This window comes from Streptomyces sp. NPDC048516, from assembly GCF_043199875.1.
Taxonomy (GTDB): domain Bacteria; phylum Actinomycetota; class Actinomycetes; order Streptomycetales; family Streptomycetaceae; genus Streptomyces.
Genome location: NZ_JBICWS010000001.1, coordinates 521610 through 546129, shown reverse-complemented (window position 1 = coordinate 546129; position 24520 = coordinate 521610). Strand labels below are relative to the sequence as shown.

Genomic DNA, 24520 nt, shown 5'->3' with positions numbered 1-24520 from the left:
CGGCGTACCGGCACCGCAGGACAGACGGAAGGGCATGACGATGAGTTCGGACCACGGCACCCCCCGGCGGGCAGCGCTCGCGACCTGGCCGACCCCGCTGGAGCCGGCGCCGCGGCTGGCCCGCGCGCTCGGCCTCGGGACGGACGACCTCTGGATCAAGCGCGACGACCTCACCGGTCTCGGTGGCGGCGGGAACAAGGTCCGCAAACTGGAGTGGATCTGCGGTGCGGCGCTCGCCGAGGGCGCCACGACCCTGGTGACGACCGGCGCCGCCCAGAGCAACCACGCCCGGCTGACCGCGGCCGCCGGTGCGCGGCTCGGGCTCGATGTGGTCCTGGTGCTGGCCGGTGCGGCCGGCTCCTCGGCCTCCGGGAACCTCGTCCTCGACGGCCTCTTCGGGGCCACCGTCGTCTGGGCCGGGGAGGTGGGCGGCAGCAGGCTCGCGGCCGCGGCGGAGGAGGTGGCGCAGCGGCTCCGGGAGCGGGGAGCCGTCCCGGCGCTGATTCCGCTGGGCGGATCCAGTCCGCTGGGCGCGTACGGCTATGCCGAGTGCGGGCGCGAACTCCTGGCCCAGGCACCCGACCTGGACACCGTCGTCGTCGCCCTGGGGTCCGGGGGCACGATGGCCGGACTGGTGGACACCCTCGGTCCCGGCAAGGTGCTGGGCGTCGACTGCGGCGCGGTGCGCGACCCGGCGGGCACCGTCACCGGCCTGGCCACCGCGCTGTCCGGCACCGTCCACGCGCCGGAGAACCTGCGTCTGCGGCGGGACCAAGTCGGCGCCGGGTACAGCACGTTGACCGAGGAGTCGATGGACGCCCTGACGCTGGCGGGCCGTACGGAGGGCATCGCGCTCGACCCGGTCTACACCGGGCGGGCGCTGGCCGGACTGCGGGCGGCGGTGCGGGACGGAAGTGTGGCGCCCGGGCGGCGCACCGTCCTGCTGCACTCCGGCGGACTGCCCGGTCTGTTCGGCCACGGCGATGCCGTCACCCGGTGCCAGGAAGCGCTCACGGTCCTTCCCGTCCACGGGTGACCGCGGCGGGCTGCCCGAGGTGAAGGTCAGATTGCGGGAAAGGCGCCGGGCACGCCGAGCGTCCCCGCGACCGCCCGCCAGATGGCCGCCTGAGCGGCGGGGAGGTCGATCCTGGGGTCGCCCAGCATCAGCCGGATACCGAAACCGTCGCTCAGGGCGAGCAGCAGCGTGCTGGTCGCGTCCACGTCGCAGTCGGTGAATTCGCCCGACGCGATGCCCCGCCGGATGGCCTGGCCGATCCACGAGTGCAGCTGGTCGTACAGGTCGACGGCCAGCTGCTGGGCGGTCTCGTCGCGCAGGGCCCGCACCCACAGTTCCTGCCACAGCCGCCAGTCCTGCCGCAGCTCGGGGTCCGTGGGCAGCATGGTGTGCAGAATGCGGGCCAGGACCACCGAGGCGGGCACCGTGTCGGCGTCCCGGTCGAGTTCGGTGCCGGTCTGTGCGAAGGAGTGGGTCATCGCCTCGGCGAAAAGCCGCTCGCGGTTCTCGAAGTGGTAGTGGAGCAGGGCGGTGGACACCCCGGCGTGTTCCGCGACCATCCGCATACGGATCTTCTCGAAGCCGACCTCGGCGATCACTTCGCACGCGGCGGACAGGATCCGTTCCCGCGTTTCGAGAGTGCGTTCAGCCTTGGCCACGTGAGTGCTCCCCGGATCGGTGTCGGTGTCCTCGGCGGGCCCGGCCGGCCCGTCCCGTCCATCTTCCCGCATCACCGCTTTCGGCTGGCCTTCGCAGGGTGTGCTCATCGGTAGTGGTGGAAGCCGCGGCCCGACTTGCGGCCGAGGAGGCCCGCGTCGACCATCCGGGCCAGCAGCGGCGGGGGCGCGTAGCGCGGTTCGCGGAACTCCTCGTACAGCGACTCGGCGATCGACCGTGTGGTGTCCAGGCCGATCAGGGCGAGCGGGCCCAGCGGGTGGGCGCAGCCCAGCCGCATGCCGCGGTCGACGTCGTCCGCCGAGGCGGCGCCGGACTCGACCATCCGTACCGCGTCCAGCAGGTAGGGGACGAGCAGGGCGTTGACGATGAACCCGGCGCGGTCCGCGGCGCGCACGACGTCCTTGCCCAGGACGTCGGCGGCGAAGGTGTGGGTCCTGCGGGTGGTGTCGTCGCCGGTCAGCAGGGAGGGCACCAGCTCGACGAGCGGCAGCACCGGGACGGGGTTGAAGAAGTGCAGGCCGATGACCTGCTGGGGGCGCGCGGTGGCGGCGGCCAGGCGGATGACCGGAAGGGACGAGGTGTTGGTGGCCAGGATCGCGTCCGGGCGCCGGACCACCTCGTCGAGCCGGGTGAAGACGGCCGGCTTCGCGGTCTCGTCCTCGGCGACGGCTTCGACGACCAGATCGCGGTCTGCCAGCGCGGCGAAGTCGGTGGTGACCGTGATCCGGGCGAGCGCGGAGTCCCGGTCCCGGGCGGAGAGTTTGCCGGCCGCCGTGGCACGTTCCAGGGAGCCGGTGATCCGGCGGAGCCCGGCCTCCGCGGCGGACGGGCCGGTCTCGACGACTCGCACCTCCCGGCCCGCGCGGGCGCACACCTCGGCGATGCCGGAGCCCATCAGGCCGCAGCCCACGACCCCGATTCTTTCTACTGCGCTCTCGGACATCGCTCCTCCTCGGCGGGTGTTGGGGCAGGTCTCGCGGGGCCCGCCCGGCGGGTGCACGGCGCCGGGCGGGGTACCCGACCGGATCAGGAAGCGGTGGGCAGCTGCAGGACGCCCGTGCCGCGCTTGACCAGTTCGCCGGCGATGATCAGGCGCTGGATCTCGGAGGTGCCCTCCCAGATCCGGTCCACCCGCAGCTCCCGGTACAGGCGCTCCACCGGGTACGAGCGGTCGTAGCCACGGCCGCCGAAGATCTGCACACAGCGGTCGATGACCCGGCCCGCCGCCTCACTCGCCGCGAGCTTGGCGATCGCCGCCTTGGCGTGCAGGGTCTTGCGGTCGACGGTGCCCTCGTCCACCTCCCAGGCGGCCTGGTGCGCGTAGGCACGGTTGACCGCGATATCGACCGCGCAGTCCGCCAGCATCCCCTGCACCAACTGGAAATCGGCGATCGGCGACCCGAACTGCTTGCGCTCCACCGCCCAGTCCCTGGCCAGCCGCAGCGCCCGTTCGGCGGCCCCCGTCGTACGGGCCGCGATCATCAGCCGTTCCTCGGTGAACCAGGACCGGGTGATGTCATAGCCCTTGCCCACGCCCCCGAGCACGGCGTCCTCGGGGACGTGCACCTCGCTGAAGGTGAACTCGGGGTGCTCGTAGACGAAGGTGTGCATGAAGCGCGGCACCCGGGTCATCTCGATGCCGGGGGTGTCCTTGTCGACGAGGAAGAGCGTCGGTTCCCGGTCCGGGCCCGCCGCGGCAAGGACGATCATGAAGTCGGCGTGGTCGCCGACGGTCACGAACCACTTCTCGCCGTTCAGCGTCCAGCCGTCGGCGGTCCGCGTCGCGGTGGTCGCCAGGTTCTGCGGGTCGGAGCCGGCCCCGGGCTCGGTCACCGCGTAGCAGTCGCGGCGCTCGCCGCGGATGACCGGTTCGAGGTAGCGCTCACGCTGTGCGGGGGTGCAGAAACGCAGGGCGTTGGCGGGGCGCCAGACGGTGTCCCACAAGGCGCCGGTGAGCTGCCCCAACTCCTCCTGGACAATGGCCTGTTCCAGGATGGTCAGCCCGGCGCCGCCCCACTCCCGGGGCATGTTGACGGCCTGCAGACCGGAGGCGAGGACGGCATCGCGGATGGCGGCGTGGTCCTGCGCCGTCAGACCGTTGTTCTCCTCGCAGTCGGTTTCATACGCGGTGAGGGTGTCGGTGAGCTCGCGCGCGGTGCGCTTGAGGTCCGCCTGGCGGGTGGTGAGACGGAAGTCCATGTCAGTCCTCGAAGTCGTGAGGGGGCCGGGGGTGCGGGTGGCGGGCGGCGGGCGGCGGGCGGCGGTCAGGGCAGGGGAAGGTCGAGGGCGCGGGTGCCGCGCTTGATGAGCTCGTTGGCGATGATCAGGCGCTGGATCTCGGAGGTGCCCTCCCAGATCCGGTCCACCCGCAGCTCCCGGTACAGGCGCTCCACCGGGTAGGAACGGTCGTAGCCACGGCCGCCGAAGATCTGCACACAGCGGTCGATGACCCGGCCCGCCGCCTCACTCGCCGCGAGCTTGGCCGTCGAGGCCTTGGCGTGCAGCGTCTTGGGGTCGGCGCCCGGCTGGTCGGCCTCCCAGGCGACCTGGTGGGTGTAGGCCCGGTTGACCGCGATATCGACCGCGCAGTCCGCCAGCATCCCCTGCACCAACTGGAAATCGGCGATCGGGGACCCGAACTGCTTGCGCTCCACCGCCCAGTCGCGGGCCAGTTGCAGGGCCCGCTCGGCGGCGCCCGTCGTACGGGCCGCGATCATCAGCCGTTCGTCGGTGAACCACTCCTTGGTGAGTTCGTAGCCGTTGCCGACGCCGCCGAGCACGTCGTCGTCGGGGACGAAGACATCGGTGAAGGTGAATTCGGGGTGCCCGTTGACCGCGGAGTGCATGAAGCGCGGCACCCGGGTCATCCGTACGCCCGGCGCCTGCTTGTCGACGAAGAAGAGGGTGGCCGCCCGCTCCGGGCCGGCGTCCGCCTGCACCAGCAGGAAGTCCGCGATGTCGCCGCAGGTCACGAACCACTTCTCGCCGTTGAGCAGCCAGCCGCCCTCGCTACGGGTGGCGGTGCTGGTGCCCGAGGAGGGGTCCGAGCCCGCGCCGGGTTCGGTCACCGCGAAGGCGTCGAAGCGCTCGCCCCGGATGACGGGGAGGAGGTACTTCTCCCGCTGGGCCTCGGTGCCGTACGCCAGCACGTTGGCCGGCCGCCAGGGGACGTCCCACAGGCAGTTGGTGACCTTGCCGAATTCCTCCTCGACGATGACCTGGTCGAGCAGCGAGAGTCCCGGGCCGCCCCACTTCTCGGGCATGTTGATGGCATAGACGCCGGCGTCGATCGCGGCCCGGGTCAGCTCGCGGACGGTTTCGGCGGGCAGCGGTCCCCCGGCCTCCTCGGCCTGCTGCTCGTACGGGAACAGCAGCTCGGTGTAGGCGGCGGCACGGGCCTTGAGATCGGCCTGTCGGGCGGTGTAGCGGAAGTCCATGGTTCCTCCGGGACGGCGGGCGGGGACGGGGCGGGGCGGGCGTCAGGCCAGTACGGCGCGGGCATCGAGGGCGAGGGCGCCGTCCGGGCGGACGAGCAGCGGATTGACCTCGATCTCCGCGATCTCGGGGTGGGCGGCGGCGAGCGTGGTGACGCGCTCGATCACGGCTGCCGCGGCTGCCAGGTCGACCGCGGGCCGGCCGCGGACCCCCTGGAGGAGCGCGGCGGTCCGCAGCCCGGTCAGCAGTGGTGCGGCGCGGTCCGCAGGGACGGGCGCCAGGGCGAAGGCGACATCGTGCAGTGCCTCGGTGAGCACCCCGCCCAGGCCGACCATGGCGACCGGGCCGAACCGGGGGTCGCGGTGCACCCCCACGATCAGCTCGACGCCGCCGGTCAGGTCGGCCATCGCCTCGACGGAGTAGGAGGCGGCGCCGAGCCTGGCGTGCATCTCCCGGAAGGCGGTGACGAGTGCGGACCGGTCCGGCAGGCCCAGGGCGACACCGCCGGCGTCGGACTTGTGCAGGAGGTGAAGGGCCTTGAGGACGTAGGGCCCCTCGAACGCGTCCGCGGCAGCCAGCAGTTGGGCTTCGTCGGTGATCTCACGGGCCTCGGGGAAGGGCACTCCGGCGGCGCTCAGCAGGGCGCGTACGCCGTGGTAGCCGGGGTCGTCCAGCGGCGGTGCGGCCGGGGGCAGCGGGCGGACGCCGGGCGGGCCGGCGGCCTCGGGGGCCGGGGTCATGGCCGCCAGCGCGCGGGCCGCGTCCTCGGTGGCGGCGAACACCGGTATGCCCGCCTCGACCAGCGTCCGGCAACTGGGGGCGTCCGGGAACATCGACTGCACCACCAAAGGCTTGGCGGCGCTCGTCGCATGGACGGCCATCTGCTGTGCGGTCTCCAGCTCGCCCGCCGCGAGCGCGCTGCCGCCGCCCGCTGTGCCGCTCTCGGCCGCCGGGCCGCCCAGGCCGCCGGTCGCTGCCGAGTAGCCGCCGAAGTACCCGGTCAGCAGGACGGAGTCGACCTCGTCCAGGGCGAGCAGGGCGGCGACGGTGTCGCCGTAGGAGTGCGGGTTCTGCTCCCCCATCCCGGCCAGGTCGACGGGGTTGCCCACCGCGGATTGTTCCCACAGCAGTGTCCTGAGCCGTTGCTGTGCGGCGGATCCGAATTCGGGGACGGCCAGCCCGGCGGTTTCGGTGGCGTCGGCGGCGATGGCGCCGTGGCCGCCGCCGTCGGTGCAGACCGCGGTGCGGGGTCCGGTGGCACGCCGCCCCCCGTGCAGCGCGGCGAGGACGACCGTCATCTCATGGGGGGTGGCGACCAGTTCGACGCCCGCGTCCCGGCAGGCGGCGGCCACGACATCGGCGGAGGTGGTCAGGGCACCGGTGTGGGACTGCGCGCTGCGTGCGGAGGCGGCGCCCCGGCCTGCGGTGAGCAGGACCACCGGTTTGCCCGCGGCGGCGGCCGCCTCGGCGAAGGCCCGGCCGTCGCCGAAGTCTTCCGCGTAGACGGCGATGGCCCGGGTGGCGTCGTGCCGGGCGGCGTCCTCGATCAGGTCGACGAGGGTGACATCGGCCTGGTTGCCCAGCGAGACGAAGCGGGAGAATCCCAAGCCGTGCGGGGCGCAGCGGAGTTGGAGTTCGAGGGCGAGGTTGCCGCTCTGGCTCAGCAGGGCGGTCCCGCCGGGCGCGAAACGGTCCGAGGCGAGGTAGAGCTCGGTGGTGTTGTCGGCGATGCCGAGGCAGTTGGGGCCGACGAGGACGGCGCCGGCGGCGCGTACCCGGTCGGCGATCGCCTGCTGGCGGGCCAGCCCGACGGCGCCGGTCTCGGCGAAGCCGGCGGTGATGCCGACGAGGGCGCGGGCACCGCAGGCGAGCGCGTCGTCGACGGCGGCCTCGAAACCGGGGCCCGGCACGGAGATCACCACGAGATCGACGGGTTCGCCGATCCCGGCGAGCGAGGTGGCCGCGGTGCGCCCGAGGACCGTGCCGCCGCGGCGGTTGACGAGGTGGACGGGGCGGCGGTCGGGTGCCCGCAGCGCCTGGGCGGCGACCGCATGGCCGTACTTCGCCGGGTCGTCACTGGCACCGACCACCGCGACCGACTTCGGGTCGAACAGGGCCGACAGATCACGTCCCATGGTCACCTCTCCAGCCGGAGCGCCAAGTTGGGGCAGGCTTCGGCGGCGGCGCGGGCGGCGTCCTCGGAGGTGCCGGGGGCGGGGTCGGCGGTGACCGCGGCGTAGCCGAATTCGTCGAGGTCGATGAGGTCCGGTGCGGGTTCCTGGCACAGGCCGTAGCCCTGGCAGCGGGTGGCGTCGAGACGGAGTTTCACGGCGGTCGTCCTTTCAGCGGGGGGAGACGGCGGAGCGGGGGCGTGGCACCGTACGGCGGGCGACGTACGGGACGGGGACGGTGAGCCGGCCGGCGTCGGCGGGCACGGCGCAGCCCGGGCACGGGGCGTCGAGGTGGGCGCGGACCAGGTCGGGGAAGGCGCGCAGGAGGCTGCCGGCCGTGCCCGCCGCGGCGTCGAGCAGACCGCAGGCGCCGCGGCCGGGCAGCGAGGTGGACCAGCGCCGCAGCCGGGTGAGGAGTCCCGCGTCGGCCGTGCCGTTCGTCAGCGCACCGACGGCGTCGCGCACGGAGCCGGTGCCCGCGACGCAGATGCCGCACTGCCGGGCGCTCTCGGCGGCGAGATGGGCGACGGCGGCGAAGGCGAGGGAGACCGGGCACTCGTCGGGGGCGAGGAAGCGGATCGCCCCGCAGCCCAGTGCCGTGCCCGCGGCCGTGAGGGTGTCGGGGTCCAGCGCGAGGTCGAGCCGGCCGGGACCGAGCAGCCCGCCGAAGAGGCCGCCCATGAGGACGCCGGCCGGCTCGGGGGTGCCCTGGGCCCGCGCCAGGGTCCGCAGCGTGCAGCTGTAGGGCACCTCGACGAGCAGGGGCGCGGCGCCGGCGCCCGCGAGTGTGACCAGGGTGGCGCGGGCCGTGTGGCGCCGGCGGTCCGGCTGTGCGGCGATGAGCGCGATCTTGGCCAGGGTCTCGACGTTGGCGACGAGGGTGGGTGCGCCGCCGACGCCCTGCTGGTAGGGGCGGGGCGGTTTGGCGGTGGGGAGGGCGGGGCCGCCGTTGATCCGGCGGACCACGGCGCTCTCCTCCCCCGCGACATAGGTGTGCGGGCTGTCGACGACGTCGCACGGCAGCTGGGGTGCCCGTTCGGCGAGCGCACGGCGGATCCGTTCGCCCGCCGCCGTGTCGGAGACGTAGACATAGCCGCGTTCCGCGCCGGTGATCTCCGCGGCCCGCGCCAGACCGTCCAGGACCAGATGCGGGCGGGCCCGCAGCAGCCAGCGGTCCTTGACGGAGCCGGGCTCGCCTTCCTCACCGTTGGCCACCACGACGGGGCGGGGCCCGGCGTCGCGGACGGCGCGGAGTTTCGCCGCGGTGGGGTAGCCGGCGCCGCCGCGTCCGCGCAGGCCGTCGAGCCGGTCGAGGAGTTCCGCCGCGCCGATCGCCCTGCGGTAGCCGCCGGCGGCCAGGTACGCCCTGGCGTCCTCGGTCACGCCGGGCATCGCGCCGAGCACGGAGGGGGTCCCCTGCGGTAGGAGCGATTCGGTCCCGGTCATCCTCGGTCTCCGTCCGGTGGGGTGGTGCGCAGGGTGCGCACCGCGCGTTCCAGGGCACTGCGGTCCGCGGCCGTCCGGTCGTACCCCGGCCCGGGGAGGCCGACCAGCATGCGGTGGTGGTCGAGCACGACCTCGGCCGCACGGAGTGCGGCCCGGCGGTCGCCGGGGCGGGTACGGCCGGCGACCGCGGTCACCAGGTCGGTCACCTCGGCGAGGTAGCGGAGCCAGCCGTGCTGGGTGCCGTGCAGGATCAGGCGCTCGACGCGGCGTCGTTCGGCCGCGGTCGCGGCCGCGGTCGCTTCCGCAAGGACGTCCGGCGTCCGCCGCGCGGCGCCACGCAGGGCCGCGACGGTGGCGGGCAGCTCCCGCTCGGGTTCGGGGGTGAGCCCGAGCCAGATCAGGTTCCGACGACCGCTCATGCGTGCCTCCGGGGAGAGGGGTGGGGGGCCGGCACGGGCCGGGGCGGCGGGGTGGGGGCGGAGCCGGGCGACCCGGTGCCGGGGTGATGTGCCGGTGACGTGCCGTTACGGGGTTTCGGCCTGCGTGATCGGGGCGTGGCGCGCCCGCTCGCTGCCCGGGATCCGTGCGGCGGAGCGCCGGAGCGGCGATGCCACTAAGCTAACTAACCAATTAGTCAGGACACAAGTCTTGATTTCGTTGAAACCCGCCAGCAATCTGACTGACCAATTAGTCAGCACGGATCCGGGGCGCCGGTGCGCCGGTTCAGGGACCTTTCACCGCGCCCTGCCGCCTCGGCACCCAGCGCCCAGTGCGGCATGGAGGAGCGACCCGATGCACCCCGAAGCCACCACGGCACCGACCCCCCAGGATGTCCCCGGCCGGGCGCTGTCCGGCCGTTACTACACCGACCCGGCCACGGCCGCCGCCGAGACGCGGCACATCTTCGCCAAGTCCTGGCAGCTCGTGTGCCACGAGTCCGATCTCCCCGGCCCCGGCGCACGGCTCGCCGCCACCGTCGCCGACCGCGAGGTCCTGGTCGTCCGCACCGAGGACGGCACCCTGACCGGGCACCTCAATGTGTGCCGGCACCGCGGCACCCGCCTGGTCTCCGCCCCCGAGGCGTCCGGCAAGGCCATCCGCTGCCCGTATCACGGCTGGACCTACAAGCTCGACGGACGGCTGGTCGGCGCGCCCGAAGCACGGCAGATCCCCTGCCTGGACAAGCCCGCCCTCGGCCTCTTCCCGGTCCGGGTCGAGTCGTTCCTGGGGTTCGTCTTCGCCAACCTCGATCCGGACGCCGTTCCGCTGGCGGAGCAGTGCGCCGGGCTGGCGAAGGCCGTCGGCCACTACGCGGGGGCCGATCTGGTGCCCGTCGGACGCAGCCGCATCCACGACCTGGCCGGCGCGGAGGTACAGCAGGCCAACTGGAAGGTCGCGGTCGACAACTACCTGGAGGGCTACCACGTCCCGGTCGCCCACCCCGGGCTGATGCGCCTGCTCGACTACCAGGGCTACACCAGCGAGACCGCCGAGTCCTATGTCCTCTTCGCCTCACCGCTGCGCGACAAGCCGTCGTCGAACTGGGCCGAGCGGCTCTACCAGCGCCTCGCCTCCCCCATGCCGGGGCTGACCGAGGCCGACCGGCGGATCTGGCGGTACGCGGTGATCTACCCCAACACGCTCATCGACTTCTACCCCGACCATGTGCTTGCCTGGACCGCCATACCGACGGCGGTCGACAGGGTGGCCGTCCCCGGCGCTTTCTACACGCGCCGCGGGACGAGCGCGCGGACCCGGCTCGCGCGCCGGCTCAACATCCACATCGGCTGGATCACCAATGACGAAGACGCCGAATTGGTGTCCCGGGTGCAAAAAGGCCTCGGCACCCCGGGCTTCGAGCCGGGCCCCCTGTCCCGCCGCGAGGCCGCGGTCGGCTGGTTCGCCGACCGGGTACGCACCGACCTCGGTGGCGCGATGCGCTGACCCCCACCGGTGAGACAGCGCCATGAGCCGTCCCCTCGGCGCGCGACGCCCCGCGCCACGGCTGACAGGTCCCGCACGGAGGACAGGGCTTCCGTGCATCCGTGACCGCTCCCTGAAGCAGCGCACATCCCCTACGGAGAGGACCCCATGTCCCCCGAGGAACCTCCATCTCCGTCCCGGCGCGCGTTCCTGCGCTCGGGCGCCGCCGCGGCTCTCGGCCTCGGCCTGGCCGGATGCGGCTTTCTGCCGGAGGACCGCAACGCCTTCGGCGATCCGGACCGGCCGATCGACGTGAAGGCGGACGGCGACCTGGTCTATTTCAACTGGGCGGACTTCGTCGCCCCGGCCGTCTTCGACGGATTCGAGAAGGAGTACGGCGTCAAGGTCATCCAGTCGAACTTCGACTCGATGGAGGGCATGGCCGCCAAGCTCAACGCCGGGAACCGCTACGACATCATCTTTCCCACCGCGAAATGGGCGCAGCGGCTGGCCGAGGGCCGGCGGCTGCGCCGTATCGACCACTCCCGGCTGCGCCATGCCGACGCGGTGTTCGGCCGGTACCGCTACTTCGCCGACCCCTGGTACGACCGCCGCTCCGCGCATACCGTCCCGTTCACCATGTACAAGACGGGCATCGGCTGGCGGAAGGACCGGATAGGCGACGACCTGACCGGCTCCTGGGGCGACCTGTGGAACGCCCGGGCCAAGGGAAAGGTCTTCGTCCTCGACGACCGCGACGAGGTGCTGGGCATGGCCGCCCTCAAACTCGGCCTGGACGTCGACACCGCCGACGACCGCGACCTCGCCCGGATCACCGCCACGCTGCAGAGCCTGCGCCCCCGGCTGCGCGGCTTCTCCAGCGACAGCTACAACAACCTGCTCAACGGCAACGCGGCGATGACCCAGGCCTGGAGCGGTGACATGGCCGCGATGCTCGGACAGGCCAAGGACCCGTCCGTGCTCGGCTTCGAAGTGGCGCGGGAGGGCGCGCCGATCAACTCGGACTGCTACGCGATTCCCGCCAACGCCCGCCACCCCGGTACGGCGATGCTCTTCATCGACTACATGCTCAGACCCGAGAACGTGCGGAAGAACATCCGGTACATCGGCTACCCCATGCCGGTCGGCGGCAGCGAGGACGTCTACGCCTCGATCGTGAAGCCGTTCCCGCAGTGCCTGGTCGCCCCCGACGACCTCAAGGCCGATCTCTTCTTCCGCAATGCGTCGTCGAAGGGCGAGCAGGCCCGCGATACCGCCTGGACCCACGTGAAAGCCGGCTGACATGGCACAACGCACCCCCTCCGGAGCACTCCGGGACCGGCGCGGGCGCTCCGCGTCCGGCACCCGGCTGTGGACCTGGCTGATGCTCCCCGGCACCCTGTGGATGACCGGGTTCCTCATCGCCTCCCTGATCCTCGTGGCCACCCTGGCCCTGGGCACCACCGACCCCCTCGGCAACCCGCGGTTCGGGTTCAACTTCGACAACATCGCGGCCATGGCCGACCCGGCCTACCGCATCGTGCTGCTGCGCTCGCTGGGCTTCGCCCTGATCGCCTGCGCCGTCTGCCTGGTCGTGGCCTATCCGGTCGCCTACACCATCGCCCTGCACGGCGGGCGGTTCAAGAATCTGCTGATCGCCGCGATCGTCGTCCCGTTCTTCGCCAACTACCTGGTGCGGATGTACGGCTGGTCGGTGGTGCTGTCCGACGGCGGGCCCGTGCTGAAGGCGCTGCGCGCGGTCGGACTCGCCGACGCGCACACCAAGATCCTGCAGAGCGGGGTCGGGGTCATCGCCGGACTCGTCTACGGCTTCATCGTCTTCATGATCATCCCGCTGTACGCGGCGCTGGAGCGGATGGACCTCTCGCTGATCGAGGCGGGACGCGATCTGTACGGAGGGCCGTTGCGGACCTTCTTCTTCGTCACCCTCCCGGCGACCCGCCAGGGCGCGGCCGCGGGCGCCGTCCTGGTCTTCCTGCCCGCCATGGGCGACTTCGTGAGCGCCCAGCTGATGGGAGGGCCGGACCAGATCATGATCGGCAACCTGATCCAGGACAAGTTCTTCCAGGGCCAGAACTGGCCGCTCGGCTCCGCCCTCACCATGCTGATGATGGCGGTGCTCTTCATCGGGATGCTCGGCTATCTGCGGCGCACCCGCAAGGACGAGGCGGAGGCCGCCCGATGACGCTCCGCCCCCCGCACCGCCGGCACCGCCGCGGCACCGACCGCAGGCCCCGGCTAGCCCTCACCGTCACCACCCTCTTCTTCCTGCTGCTCTACCTCCCCATCGGCGTGGTGGTCCTCTTCTCCTTCAACGGGCAGAAGTCCCTCACCGTCTTCAAGGGCTTCAGCCTCCGCTGGTACTCCGCCTTCTTCCACGACAACGTGCTGATCGAATCGCTCGGCATGAGCCTGCGGGTCTGCCTGGTGGCCATGGCGGGCTCGGTGGTCCTGGGCGTGGCGCTGGCCCTGGGGCTGGTGCGCTGCCGTACCCGGCTCGGCTCGCTGGCCGGCCTGATCATGCTGGTCCCGCTGATCACCCCGGAGATCGTCACCGGGGTCGCCGCGATGCTGCTCTTCAAGGGCATGGACATCACGCTCTCCTCCGGCACCGTGATGCTCGCCGAGATCACCTTCTCCATCTCCTATGTGACGGTGATCCTGCGTTCGCGGATCGCCGCCCTCAACCCGGAGGTGGAGGAGGCCGCGATGGACCTGGGCGCCACCCGGTGGCAGGCGCTCCGCCTGGTCACCCTGCCCGCGCTGCTGCCCAGCATCCTGGCCTCCGCCGTCCTCGTCTTCGCCCTGGTCTTCGACGACTTCGTACTGGCCTACTTCACCACCGGCGTGGACCCGCAGCCGCTGTCCGTCCGCATCTACTCGGCGATCCGGTTCGGCGTACAGCCCACCATCAACGCGGTCGGCACGCTGATGCTCGTCGGCTCCATCGGCCTCATCGGGCTCGCCCTGGCCATCCCGCGTCTGTTCGGCCGCCGCGGTGGCCTCGATCTGCTCTCCGGGAAGTGACACCCATGACCTCCTCCCACGCCCCCTCCCCCGGTGCGGCCCCGGCCGGCGAGGCGCCCGCCGTCCGGCTCGACCACATCAGCAAGAACTACGGCGGCTCCTACGCGGTGCAGGACCTCTCCCTGGACATCGCGCCCGGCGAGTTCTTCTCCCTGCTGGGCCCGTCCGGCTGCGGCAAGACCACCTCGCTGCGGATGATCGGCGGCTTCACCGACCCCACCGCGGGCACCATTCTGCTCAGCGGCGAGGACGTGACCGCGCTCCCGCCGGACAAGCGCAACGTCAATACGGTCTTCCAGAGTTACGCCCTCTTCGACCACCTCTCGGTGGCCGACAACGTGGCCTTCGGCCTCAAGCGCAAGGGCGTCGGCCGGGCCGAGATCCGCGAGCGGGTCGGCGCCATGCTCGAACGGGTGCAGCTCGGCGGTCTGGGCGACCGCAAGCCCGGTACGCTCTCCGGCGGCCAGCGCCAGCGGGTCGCCCTGGCCCGCGCCCTGGTCAACCGGCCCCAGGTACTGCTGCTCGACGAGCCGCTGGCCGCGCTCGACCTCAAGCTCCGGCGGCGGATGCAGGTCGAACTCAAGCAGATCCAGCGCGAGGTCGGCATCACCTTCGTCTTCGTCACCCACGATCAGGACGAGGCGCTGACCATGTCGGACCGGGTGGCGGTGATGAACGAGGGCCACGTGGAGCAGTGCGGCACGCCGGAGGACGTCTACGAACGCCCCGCGAGCCGCTTCGTGGCGTCCTTCATGGGGACCTCCAACCTGGTCCCCGGCACCTACCGGGGCGGGCGGGTCGTCCTCGACTGCGGCCCGGCTCTCCCGGTCGGCGACCGGAGCGGCGTGGCCGACGGCAGCAGCGTCAGCCTGTCGGTCCGGCCGGAGAAGATCTGGCTCTCCGACTTCGAACCGGGCATGGCGCTGGTGCAGGGCGTGGTCCGGGAGACCGTCTACTCCGGCCCCACCACCACCTATCTGATCGAACTCGCCCCCGGCGTCACGGTGTCCGTACTGGAGCAGAACACCGACCGCTCGCGCATGGAGGACCGCTGGAGCGGCGGCGAGAGCGTGGAGATCGGCTGGCGGCCGGAGCACTGCCTGGTCCTGGAGTAGGGCCGTGCCCTCCGGATCAGCGCGGGCCCGCTCCGGCCGGTGCGCCGGCCGGGCCCCGGTGCGCCCGCACCGGCAGCCGTTCACCGACAGCAAAGGAAGCCCTCCCCATGAACCACGATGTCATCGTGCTCGGTGCCGGCCTCGCCGGGCTCGCCGCGGCGCGTGACCTCAGCGCGGCCGGCGCCGACGTCCTCGTCCTCGAAGCCCGCGACCGGGTCGGCGGACGCGTCGAGCAGGCCGTGCTGCCCGACGGCCGGCTGGTCCAGCTCGGCGGAGAGGTGGTCGGCCGGGCCCATACCGCCTACCTCACGCTGGCCGCGGAGCTCGGCCTGACCCTCATTCCCAGCTATGTCGCCGAACCCGGCAAGATGGCGCGGGCCACCCCCGAAGGGGTCTCGGCCGGTGATCCGCCGCACTGGTTCGGTCCCGGTGACGAGGCCTGCCACCGTAAGGTCACCGACGCCTTCGTCGCGCTGGCCCGGACCGTCGACCCCGGGGACCCGTGGGCTCATCCGCACGCGGCGGCCCTCGACCGCCTGCCGGTCGGCGCCTGGCTGCGCGGCGAAGGCGCGAGCCCCGCCGTCGTCCGGCTCTGGGAGATCGGCCAACTCGCCCTGGCCGGGGGTTCCTACGAGCGCATCTCGCTGCTCGCCGCGCTGCGCAAGCACGCCGCGGTCCCCGGTGACGACCCCTACGCCTACGAGGACTGGGAGGGCCTGCGGGTGGCCGAGGGCTCGGCGACGGTGGCGCTGCGCATGGCCGCGGAACTCGGCCGCCGCATCCGGCTCGAAGCGCCCGTCGAGGAAGTGGCGGTGCGGCCGGGAGGCTGCCGGGTGCGGCTGGCCTGCGGGGAGACCCTGACGGCGGATGCCGTGGTCAGCGCCCTGCCGGTCGGTCCGCTCCGCTCGGTCGCCGTCACCGGCGTCTCCGGGGCCCGGCTCGCCTCGCTGCACCGCCAGCGGCACGCCGTCGCGGCCAAGTTCGCCGCGGCCTACGACAAGCCCTTCTGGCGCAGCCGGGGCCTCAACGGTCTCTCCGAAGGTGAAGGCGTGCTCGGCAGCACCTGGCCGCAGAGCGAGGGCATCCTCTCCGCGCTGATTCCGCCCGAGCGCTACGGCGTCCTGCTGGGCATGCCCGCCTCGGTCCGTGACCACGAACTCCTCTCGGACGTGGCGCGCCTCTACGGTGCCGAGGCCTTCCAGCCGTTCACGTCATATCTGCGGCTGTGGGGCACCGACCCCTGGACCCAGGGGTACGTCACGCAGTGGAATCCCGGCGATGTGATGGCGGTCGGCCCGCTGCACGGCACACACGAACCGCCCTTCTACGTCTGCGGGTCCGACCAGTGGGTCGCCGGCTATATGGAGGGCGCGGTGCGCACCGGCCGCGACGCGGCACGGGAGGTGCTGCGTCATGGCTGAGGCCCCCATGCCCGCCCCGCTCCGCAATCACCTCGCGGGGACGGACCGCCCGGCGGCCTCCGGCGCGACGATGGACCTGGTCAACCCCGCCACCGGCGAGGTGCACGGCAGCGCGCCACGCTCCGGCCCGTCCGACACGGATGCGGCCTGCACCGCCGCACAGACCGCCCTCGCCCGCTGGTCGACGACCACTCCCGGCGAGCGGCAGCGGGCGCTGCTGCGGATCGCCGAGGCGATCGAGGAGCACGCCGACGCCCTGGTGGCCGCCGAGGTCGGGGACACCGGCAAGCCGCCGGAGCAGTTCCGGACCGAGGAACTGCCCGCGGTCATCGACACCTTCCGCTACTTCGCGGGGGCGGCGCGCAATCTGCCGGGGGCGGCCGCCGCCGAGTACACCGAGGGCCGCACCTCGGTACTGCGTCGCGAACGGGTCGGTGTCTGCGTGCAGATCACCCCCTGGAACTACCCGCTGATGATGGCCGCGTGGAAGGTCGCCCCGGCGCTCGCGGCGGGCAACACCACGGTCCTCAAGCCCGCCGACACCACCCCGTCCTCCACCGTGCTGCTCGCCCGCATCGCCGCGGAGCATCTGCCGCCCGGCGTGCTCAATGTGGTCTGCGGGGACCGCGACACCGGGCGGTCGCTGACCGCGCACCCGGTGCCCCGGCTCGTCGCCGTCACCGGCAGTGTCCGGGCCGGGCGGGAGATCGCCGCCACCGCCGCGGCGGACCTCAAACGGGTGCACCTGGAACTGGGCGGCAATGCGCCGGTGCTCGTCCACGAGGACGTGGACGCCGGGGCCGCCGCGGCCGAACTCGCGGCCGTGGCGTACTACAACGCCGGCCAGGACTGCACCGCCCCCACCCGGTTCCTGGTCCACCACCGCCGCTACGACGCCTTGGTGACCGCGTTCGCGGCGGCGGCGCGCACCCTGCGGACCGGGCCGCCCGGCGATCCGGCCGCCGACTACGGACCGCTCAACAGTCAGGCTCAACTCTCCTCCGTGCAGGGGTTGTTGAGCCGCCTGCCGGACCATGCCGAGGTGGTGGCGGGAGGCACGGCACCGGGCGGGGCGGGCTGGTTCCACGCCCCCACGGTCGTTGCCGGGGTACGCCAGGACGATGAGATCGTGCAGGAGGAGATCTTCGGTCCGGTCGTGACGGTGCAGCCCTTCACCGACGAGGCCGAGGCCCTCCGGCTGGCGAACGGGGTCCGCTTCGGTCTGGCGGCGAGCGTGTGGACCGCCGATCACGCGCGTGCCATGCGGGCCACCCGCGCCCTGCACACCGGGATCGTCTGGGTGAACACCCATGGGACGACGGTGTCGGAGATGCCGCACGGCGGGGTCAAGCACTCCGGCTACGGCAGCGATCTGTCCCTCGCGGGCCTGTTGGACTACACCCAGGTCAAGCACGTCATGCTGTGAGGCTCATACGGGGAACGTCATGCCGTGGGCCTCATGCCGTGAGATTCATGCGCTGAGCTGCACGCGGTGAGGTTCATGCGCTGAGGTTCACGCGATGAGACTCGTGTGGTGCGGCGGGGGGCTACCGGGGGCGCGGGTGGCTCCGGTAGCCCCGCCACCGCACGGCGCTCAGGTATCCGCCGGTCCCGGCGCCGTACCGGCGTCGCGGGCGGCGGCCGGTGTCGTCTCCTGAGCGCCTGTCAGGTCTTGGGCCAGGGCGACGCGGGAGAGCAGCACCGCGCCCCACAGGACCAGCCCGATGCCCAGCGCCTCGGGCAGCAGCCACCAGCCGGTCCGTACCCGTTCGTCGTACAGGGTGACGCCCAGCGACAGGCTCACCAGCGCGTCGCCGAGGGTGAGGACCGGCTGGGAGGCGGTCAGCGGGCCCGACTGCATGGCGTTTTCCAGGAGGAAGATGGCCAGTACGCCGGTGGCGGCGAAGCCGTAGGTCTGCCAGGTGCTGAAGAACGCGGCGGGGCCGCCGGTCTGCCAGGCATGGGTGGCGTCCTTCAGCATGGCCGCGGTGAGGGCGTACCCGACCGCTGTCGCCCCGGCGAAGCAGGCGGCCCGTACGCCGCCTGCCCCGCGGCGGAGCGCGGCACCGACCGCCGTGGCGATCACCGCGGCGCAGACCACCAGGGCGGGCACCCAGCGGTCGAACGGGGCGTGGGTGGTGCCGATGGTGGGCGCAGCGGCGGCGAGGGCGGATCCGAGCCCGACGACGAGCAGCCCCACACCGATCCAGCCGGTGCGGGGGATCCGTCCGCCCAGCAGGGCCCGTCCGATGAGCAGGGCGAGGGGCAGTTCGAGGACGAAGAGGGGCTGCACCACCGACAGCGCGCCCTGCGACAGCGCCAGCGCCTGGAAGCAGGCCGCGGCGACGACCGCGAGCATCCCGCCGAGCCAGACCGCACGGTGCAGCAGGTCGACGAGCAGGCCGAGGCGCAGTCCGGTGGACAACGGGACCGTACGGGCGGCGCGCCGCTGCAGGACCGTGGCCAGCGCATTGCTGGCTGCCGCGAGGACTGCGAACACCACGGCCGGCCACGTGGTCACGGCCCACCTCCTCGTCGGCCGCCCGGGCACCCGGCAGGGCCGCGCCGCGGTGGTCGGGCGGCGGCGGGCGGCGCTGTACTGGGCCTCGACGCTATCCGGCAGCCGGCCGGGACCGCCCGGCGACACGGGCGCCGGGGGACCGCATTCGCTGGGCCGGACGGATGTTTCCCGGGTACCGGGCGGCTGTTCCCGGGTGCCCGGCGGCCACGTCCCGAGTGACTGACGGCCGCGTCCCGGCCGGCGGCCCCGGCGACCTGGCGGTGCTGCTGCGCGACGAGGATCTTCTCGTACGGGCCGCGGCGCTCGCGGCGCCGGCCACCACCGGCTGCCCACCGCCGTACGACGCCGCGGCGGAGTGACACACGTTCGGCCCTCCCGGGCACGTCCGTGGCCGAAGGCTGCGGGATACAGCTACGGGGTACAGGGACCGGTCGGGCGAGCCGCGGGCCTCGCCCGACCACCGGAGCCCGCTGTATAAATCTCCCCGAAACAGGCATATTCCTGCTACCCGACATGGATGGCTGGTCAGGAATCCCTATGCCCCCTTTCTCTCCGCGATGGCCCCGATACGTCCAGTTCGCTCCCAGCGTTCTGGTCGCCGGAGGGCTCGTCTGGGACGCGTTCTCGCCGGCGGACTACTGGGGCGACCCGATGCTGACGGCCGCCAGCGTCACGGCCGGTGCGCTGCTCTCCCTGCGGCACACCCTGGCGATCGGCGTCGCCATCGTCGTGGGCGTCTTCGCACTGACGGTGAAGGACGGCACCGCCGACAACCTCGAAGGCCATCTGGAGCTCGTCAACACCCTCTTCGCCGCGCTCATGGGCGTCGGGGTCAACCGGGTGATCGCCCGTTACGGACGCCATCTGGACGTCGTCCGTTCGGTGGCGGAGGCGGCCCAGCGTGCCGTGCTGCCCGCCCCACCCGAACGTATCGGCCGGCTGGCCATCGCCGCCCGCTACCAGGCCGCGCAGAGCGAGGCCAGGATCGGCGGCGACGCCTACGCCGTCCAGCGCACCCCGTTCGGCGTACGGCTGATGATCGCCGATGTGCGGGGCAAGGGGCTCGGGGCGGTGAGCGCCGTGTCGGTGCTGCTGGGCGCGTTCCGCGAGGCCGCCGAGCAGGAGCTGGACCTGCGGGCGCTGGCCGACCGGATGGAGCACGCACTGCTGAGGGAGAGCGAGCACACCTCGGAGGAGAACCGGCTCGAAGGCTTCATCACGGCCCTGATCTGCGAAGTTCTCCCGGGGGCCGCGGGGCTGCGGCTGCTGAACTGCGGCCACCCCGCGCCCTACCTCTGCCACGACGACGAGGTGCGCGCACTGGAGGTCGACGATCCGGGCCTTCCGCTGGGGATGGGTGCCCTGGGCGCGGGACGGACCGGGCCCACCGACTGGCCGTTCCCGGCGGGCAGCACACTCCTGCTGATCACCGACGGGGTGACGGAGGCCAGGGACCACACCGGAACGTTCTACGACCCCGCGACACAGCTGGCGGACCAGGGCCCGTTCCGAGGGCCCCGGGAATTGATCGACCGCTTGGCGGCGGATGTCGAGCGCTGGACCGGCGGACCGCGCGACGACGATATGGCGGTCCTCGCGATCACCCGGCAGGTGCCGGGCCGCGAAAGGCCCGCCCCGCAGGGAAGCAGCGCCGAACGCTGAGGAGCGGCCGCCTGTCCGCCGTCGATTCGACTGTTCGCGGACGCGACCCGCGTAAGGAAACCCCGCATCGCCGACGCCCGGCCCGTCAGCCCGGGCAGCGCACCCTTGCGATGGCGGACCACACGGCAAAGCCCGCCATCCAGGGGGAGTTCGGCGACCGCTCCGTCCCCGCGCCCTCGCCCGGCCCCCAGGCCCGCCTTGATTCTTTCCGTGGCTCTTTCCGAAATTCCTCGTGTGCTGCCGAAAATCCGTTGAGTGGGATGAGAAGATCAGTCAGAGCATCAGCATCCGCACCGAGCGATCCGTCGCTCCCGCGCAGATCGGAGTTGATGTGTCCGACAACAGATCAACCCTGCTGAGTCAGCGCGCCGCCGTCATCTTCCTGCTTGGCGCCCTCACCGCTATCGGCGCCGGTGTGCTCACCTTCTTCAACGGCGGCACCCCGGCTTCCGCCACTCTCGTCGGCGGCGCTGCCTTCGGGGCCGCCGTCACCTTCTTCCATACGGTCATCGACTGAGATTCCGCCGCGACATCGGCACTCCCCGGCCCGGCTGCTCACCGGGAGCCCGGACGCTCATGGCCGACAACGAGCACGGCGATTCCCAAGTCCTCCAGCCGGCACCGCACTTGGACCAAGTGATCGGTGCCGGAGGGATGCAGGACGAGGGCCCTTGTCGCGCACGAGAGCGCATAGAGCGCCAAAGAGCGCATGCAAGCGTCCGAAGCACGTAGAGCACGTAGAGCACGTGGAGCACCCCGGTGTGGGCGACGATCGGGCGGCGGCCCGGCCCCGGGCCGGGCGTCTCCCGCACGGTTGCTCCGGGAGGTCGCGCACCGGCCGGTGCACATCGCCGGCGCGTCGCCGCTCACGGCGTGCGAGGACGGGACGGCCTGCCCCCATGGGCCGGGCACGGACGGTGACCGATGCGGGCCCGGAGCAGCCACCGACCTCACCCAGGAAAACCGGCCGCCACGGGCCGAAATGCCGCCGCTTCGGCCCGGCGGTGCCCCGAGCGCCGGCGTGGACGACCCGCCGGACGCGAGGGTCCGCCGGGGCCCACGCGTCTCTTGTGGAATCTGGGCCGCCGCATGCGGTGCGCTCCCGCACCTCAAGTGCCAAACTTGAGTCACCGCGCCCGGCCGCCGGCCGGGGCCCTTGCCGCCGAGGGGAACACCATGACCTGGGCATCTTGGACCACTGTCGGGATCCACGCCCTACCCGGCGCGGTTTGCACCGCGGAGATCGGCGTGATCAACGGCGACCTGACCATCCACACGACCTGGTCGGACGACCTGGCCCATGTGGCTGTGCAGTACACCGGAGCCACCGACTGGTACACCATGGCCGGCAGCCCCGTCCCGTGCCATTCCGAAGAAGCCAGCCGCGCCTTCCACCAGGCCGTCGTCGAAGCCGCCCGTGGTGGAGAACGAGCCGAGGCCTCCCTGGAGGAGCTCTTCCACCGGTAGCCCACCGCGGCCCGAACGGTCTGCGCGACCCGAACGATCAGCGCCGCCTACACAGGCCGGCCCGGCCCCCACACCTCAGCGCGGCCCCTCCGGCCGGCGCTACCCCATCGGTGAGCGCGGGAGCACTCTGATCACCGGCCTCCGCGCGGCGTCCGACAGGCGATGCCGCATGGCCCCGGGCACGGCCGCGACCGCCGCCAGGTCGCCCGCCTGACCGACCGGCGGCCTTCAGCTCGCCGTCCCGCGCCTCCCCCACGCCTCCCCTCCTCCGCCCTGCCCTCAGGCACCACCCCGCCGCGCATCGACGCGCCTTCGGTGAAGGCCGGGCCAGGCCGGACCGGGCCGGACCCGAGCCGAGCCGAGCCGAGCCGAGCCGAGCCGAGCCGAGCGAACGATGCCGAATCACCGGCAGTTCACAGTTCGGCGCAACTCCCGAGCAACCAAGTGGCGCCACTCCATGTCTCTCCCCATAGAGCACTGCTGGTCATCTTCTGACCATCTCAAGCTCGCTAATTGTGAAATCTCGATCAGAAATCTCGCATTCTGATCATTTCGCTTTACATGCCCATGCCAGACATACCAGGGTTTGCGCGGGGCCCCACGGCCCCCGTGGTGCACAACAGCACCGCGCGTACGGGCGGTTGGCCAGCCGACCGCCCCCGCAGCGCTAAGGACCCACAGCAGTGCGTAGACCCCACATACGCGGGCGCCGCCTGGCCATCGCCGTCGCCGTGACGACGGCCGCCACTCTCACCGCGGGGGCGGCGGGCAGCGCCTTCGCCGGCCCCGCGGCTTCGCCGGCCGCTTCCCCCTCCGCCTCAACTCCCGCTCCCCAGAAGGCCGTGGAGGCGGCCCGTGCCGCCGCGTACGCACACGCCTCGGCCACCGGAGTCGGCAAGAAGGACACCCTCAAGGTCACGGACACACTCATCGATCCGGACGGCCGCCAGCATGTCCGCTTCGTCCGCACCCACCGTGGGATGCCGGTGCTCGGTGGCGACCTCGTCATCCACCTGACCGCCAAGTCCGCTTACGAGAGCGTGACCCGGGCCTACCGCCACCAGGTCGATGTGCCCGACGCGAACCCGAAGCTGTCGGCCGGTCAGGCCAGGACGAAGGCCGCCGCCGTGGCGAAGGGCCGCGCCGACGAGCCCGAACTGGTCGTGGACGCCCGCAAGAACCGGACCACGCTGGCCTACCGGGTACAGGTCGCCGACAGCCGCATCTCCGAGGCCGGCGGCACCCGCACGCTCGTCCTCGACGCGGCCTCCGGGGCGGTGCTCAGCAACACCCCGGTCGACGACTCCTTCCTGTCGCCCGCCGTCCAGGCCAAGTTGCGCGCCCGGGGCGAACGGCTCAGCCCCTCGACCGGCCTGGGCTCCACCGCCCCGGCCGCCCCGGCCGCCACGGAAAAGGCGGCCGGGAGCGCCGGCTTCCCCTCCGCGGCCACCGGCTCCGGTGCCTCCCTCTTCGTCGGCAAGGTGCCGCTGTCCACCACCCGGACCGCGCAGAAGTCCTTCACCCTCAAGGACTCCACCCGCGGGAACACCGAGACCCGGGACGCCGGTGACAAGGAGGCGAAGAAGTTCACCGACGGCAAGGCGTTCACCAGCACCACCAACCGCTGGGGCAACGGCACCACGAGCGACCGGACGACCGCCGCCGTCGACGCCCAGTACGGCATCACCAGCACCCTGGACTTCTACAAGAAGACCTTCGGCCGCAACGGCATCAAGAACGACGGCCGCGGTGCCCACGCCCTGGTCCACTTCGGCAAGAAGGTGGGCAACGCGTACTGGTCCCGGGACTGCGGCTGCATGCTCTACGGGGACGGCGACGGCAAGACGTTCACCAAGCCCATGGTCGTGCTGGACGTCACCGGCCATGAGCTCACCCATGGTGTCGTCGAGGCAACGGCCGATCTGCAGCCCACCCGCACCGACGAGGAGGGGAACGAGTTCGGCGAGCCCGGTGCCCTCAACGAGTCGTTGTCGGACATCTTCGGCAGCGCGGTCGAGTTCTCGGCCAACAACCCGAAGAACCCGCCGAACTACCTGCTGGGCGAGAAGCTCGGCCTCGGCCAGAAGTTCCTGCGCCGTCTGGACAAGCCGTCCCTCGACAAGCTCGAAGGCGCGGTCGACTACTGGTCGAAGGCGTCCTACGACGGAGAGGTGCACGGCCATTCCGGCGTCTCCTCGCACGCCTATTACCTCCTCGCCGAGGGCAGCGGCAAGAAGACGATCGGTGGTGTCCACTACGACTCCGCCACCTACAAGGGCTCGAAGGTGACCGGCATCGGCCGGAAGAAGGCGACGGCGATCTACTATCGGGCGCTCACCCGGTACATGGTCTCCACGACCGACTTCCATGACGCCCGGGCCGCGACGCTGCACGCGGCCAAGGACCTGTACGGCGCCGGGAGCACCGAGTACAAGACGGTGGACAAGGCCTGGGCCGCCGTCAATGTCACGGCGTCCAACGCGCCCACCGCCCAGCACTGACCGCCCCGGCCACGCACAGTGTGGTGGGGCCCCGCGCGGGGGGGCCCCCCCCCGGGGCCCCCCCCGCCCCCCCCCCGGGGGGGCGGGGGGGGGGGGGCCCCCGGGGGGGGGCCGCGG

The 24520-nt window shown here is 72.5% G+C and carries 22 protein-coding genes; 13 read left to right on the top strand and 9 right to left on the bottom strand.

All coding sequences use genetic code 11. The features are described from left to right. The first annotated feature begins 34 nt into the window (after positions 1-34). A complete protein-coding gene (locus ACGFR7_RS02495; protein ID WP_393312090.1) occupies positions 35-1036 on the top strand; it encodes a D-cysteine desulfhydrase family protein in 1002 nt (333 codons plus the stop codon). A 26-nt stretch (positions 1037-1062) separates the two neighbouring features. Here the strand turns inward: ACGFR7_RS02495 and ACGFR7_RS02490 are convergent, their stop codons facing one another. The 8 genes from ACGFR7_RS02490 to ACGFR7_RS02455 form a co-directional block, all read right to left on the bottom strand. Then, positions 1063-1674 carry a TetR/AcrR family transcriptional regulator gene (locus ACGFR7_RS02490; protein WP_393312088.1) on the bottom strand — a complete coding sequence of 204 codons (612 nt, stop codon included), beginning with the start codon at positions 1672-1674 and terminating at the stop codon, positions 1063-1065. Between the two features lie 104 nt (positions 1675-1778). Then, positions 1779-2636 (bottom strand): 3-hydroxybutyryl-CoA dehydrogenase, encoded by an 858-nt coding sequence (locus ACGFR7_RS02485; protein WP_393312086.1) that lies wholly within the window; start codon positions 2634-2636, stop codon positions 1779-1781. Positions 2637-2719: 83 nt separating this feature from the next. Then, entirely contained in the window at positions 2720-3892 is a 1173-nt protein-coding gene (locus ACGFR7_RS02480) for an acyl-CoA dehydrogenase family protein (RefSeq protein WP_393312084.1), read from the bottom strand. A 65-nt stretch (positions 3893-3957) separates the two neighbouring features. Next, positions 3958-5130: an acyl-CoA dehydrogenase family protein gene (locus tag ACGFR7_RS02475; protein ID WP_393312082.1), complete on the bottom strand. Its 1173-nt coding sequence runs from the start codon at positions 5128-5130 to the stop codon at positions 3958-3960. A gap of 42 nt (positions 5131-5172) precedes the next feature. Next, positions 5173-7263: an acetate--CoA ligase family protein gene (locus ACGFR7_RS02470; protein ID WP_393312080.1), complete on the bottom strand. Its 2091-nt coding sequence runs from the start codon at positions 7261-7263 to the stop codon at positions 5173-5175. Between the two features lie 2 nt (positions 7264-7265). Continuing rightward, a complete protein-coding gene (locus tag ACGFR7_RS02465; RefSeq protein WP_393312078.1) occupies positions 7266-7457 on the bottom strand; it encodes a ferredoxin in 192 nt (63 codons plus the stop codon). Between the two features lie 13 nt (positions 7458-7470). Next, the gene (locus ACGFR7_RS02460) at positions 7471-8745 is read right to left on the bottom strand and encodes an NADH-ubiquinone oxidoreductase-F iron-sulfur binding region domain-containing protein (RefSeq protein WP_393312076.1); all 1275 of its coding nucleotides are present in this window, start codon (positions 8743-8745) and stop codon (positions 7471-7473) included. Beyond that, entirely contained in the window at positions 8742-9164 is a 423-nt protein-coding gene (locus ACGFR7_RS02455; protein WP_393312074.1) for a hypothetical protein, read from the bottom strand. Before ACGFR7_RS02455 ends, ACGFR7_RS02460 begins: the two co-directional genes overlap by 4 nt. A 373-nt stretch (positions 9165-9537) precedes the next feature. Between ACGFR7_RS02455 and ACGFR7_RS02450 the strand changes: the two genes are divergently transcribed. From ACGFR7_RS02450 to ACGFR7_RS02420, 7 genes are all read left to right on the top strand, one after another. Beyond that, positions 9538-10689: an aromatic ring-hydroxylating dioxygenase subunit alpha gene (locus ACGFR7_RS02450; RefSeq protein WP_393312072.1), complete on the top strand. Its 1152-nt coding sequence runs from the start codon at positions 9538-9540 to the stop codon at positions 10687-10689. Between the two features lie 147 nt (positions 10690-10836). Then, a complete protein-coding gene (locus tag ACGFR7_RS02445; protein WP_393312070.1) occupies positions 10837-11970 on the top strand; it encodes a spermidine/putrescine ABC transporter substrate-binding protein in 1134 nt (377 codons plus the stop codon). 1 nt (position 11971) lies between these two features. Beyond that, positions 11972-12874 carry an ABC transporter permease gene (locus ACGFR7_RS02440; RefSeq protein WP_393312068.1) on the top strand — a complete coding sequence of 301 codons (903 nt, stop codon included), beginning with the start codon at positions 11972-11974 and terminating at the stop codon, positions 12872-12874. Continuing rightward, on the top strand, positions 12871-13716 hold the full coding sequence (locus tag ACGFR7_RS02435; protein WP_393312066.1) for an ABC transporter permease: 846 nt from the start codon (positions 12871-12873) through the stop codon (positions 13714-13716). Before ACGFR7_RS02440 ends, ACGFR7_RS02435 begins: the two co-directional genes overlap by 4 nt. Continuing rightward, positions 13713-14831, top strand: coding sequence for an ABC transporter ATP-binding protein (locus tag ACGFR7_RS02430; protein ID WP_393312064.1), 1119 nt, complete (start codon positions 13713-13715; stop codon positions 14829-14831). Before ACGFR7_RS02435 ends, ACGFR7_RS02430 begins: the two co-directional genes overlap by 4 nt. Positions 14832-14938: 107 nt before the next feature. Beyond that, on the top strand, positions 14939-16252 hold the full coding sequence (locus ACGFR7_RS02425; protein WP_393312062.1) for a flavin monoamine oxidase family protein: 1314 nt from the start codon (positions 14939-14941) through the stop codon (positions 16250-16252). Next, the gene (locus tag ACGFR7_RS02420) at positions 16245-17678 is read left to right on the top strand and encodes an aminobutyraldehyde dehydrogenase (protein ID WP_393312060.1); all 1434 of its coding nucleotides are present in this window, start codon (positions 16245-16247) and stop codon (positions 17676-17678) included. The genes ACGFR7_RS02425 and ACGFR7_RS02420 overlap by 8 nt, the downstream gene beginning before the upstream one ends. Positions 17679-17846: 168 nt before the next feature. On the opposite strand, the gene ACGFR7_RS02415 is transcribed toward ACGFR7_RS02420, so the two are convergent. Then, positions 17847-18773, bottom strand: coding sequence for a DMT family transporter (locus ACGFR7_RS02415; protein WP_393312058.1), 927 nt, complete (start codon positions 18771-18773; stop codon positions 17847-17849). A gap of 215 nt (positions 18774-18988) precedes the next feature. Between ACGFR7_RS02415 and ACGFR7_RS02410 the strand changes: the two genes are divergently transcribed. The 5 genes from ACGFR7_RS02410 (at position 18989) to ACGFR7_RS02390 (ending at position 24403) form a co-directional block, all read left to right on the top strand. After that, on the top strand, positions 18989-19132 hold the full coding sequence (locus ACGFR7_RS02410; RefSeq protein WP_393312056.1) for a hypothetical protein: 144 nt from the start codon (positions 18989-18991) through the stop codon (positions 19130-19132). A gap of 178 nt (positions 19133-19310) precedes the next feature. Further along, entirely contained in the window at positions 19311-20435 is a 1125-nt protein-coding gene (locus tag ACGFR7_RS02405; protein WP_393312054.1) for a PP2C family protein-serine/threonine phosphatase, read from the top strand. A 331-nt stretch (positions 20436-20766) separates the two neighbouring features. Further along, positions 20767-20952, top strand: coding sequence for a hypothetical protein (locus tag ACGFR7_RS02400; RefSeq protein ID WP_244417136.1), 186 nt, complete (start codon positions 20767-20769; stop codon positions 20950-20952). 659 nt (positions 20953-21611) lie between these two features. Further along, positions 21612-21902 carry a hypothetical protein gene (locus ACGFR7_RS02395; protein ID WP_393312052.1) on the top strand — a complete coding sequence of 97 codons (291 nt, stop codon included), beginning with the start codon at positions 21612-21614 and terminating at the stop codon, positions 21900-21902. Between the two features lie 683 nt (positions 21903-22585). After that, positions 22586-24403, top strand: a complete 1818-nt coding sequence (locus ACGFR7_RS02390; protein ID WP_393312050.1) for a M4 family metallopeptidase — start codon at positions 22586-22588, stop codon at positions 24401-24403. The last annotated feature ends 117 nt before the right edge of the window (positions 24404-24520 follow it).